Annotated in this window: 1 protein-coding gene; it reads right to left on the reverse strand. The window is 70.8% G+C overall.

The window, feature by feature from the left end:
* On the reverse strand, nt 1-240 hold a 240-nt coding region (locus IG99_RS43895; RefSeq protein WP_234312192.1), incomplete at its 3' end, for an alpha/beta hydrolase family protein.
* Nucleotides 241-250: the final 10 nt, after the last annotated feature.

Genomic DNA, 250 nt, shown 5'->3' on the forward strand with positions numbered 1-250 from the left:
GTCGCCGAAGTAGTTGCTGTGGCCGGCGCCGCGGAAGGTGAGGAACGCCTTGGCGGCGGGCAGTTCCCGGTACGCCTGGCGGGCGGAGGAGATCGGGCATGTGCCGTCCCGGTCGCCGTGCGTGAACAGGACCTTGGCGCGGACTGACGGGCTCGGGTTGCCCATGTCCACGCAGGACATGGGGATCGCGGCGGTGATCCGCGTGTCCGGCCAGGCGGTCAACAGGCCGTGGGTGGTCATGCCGCCCATC

This window comes from Streptomyces griseus subsp. griseus (assembly GCF_000720255.1).
Classification (GTDB): Bacteria; Actinomycetota; Actinomycetes; order Streptomycetales; family Streptomycetaceae; genus Streptomyces; species Streptomyces griseus_I.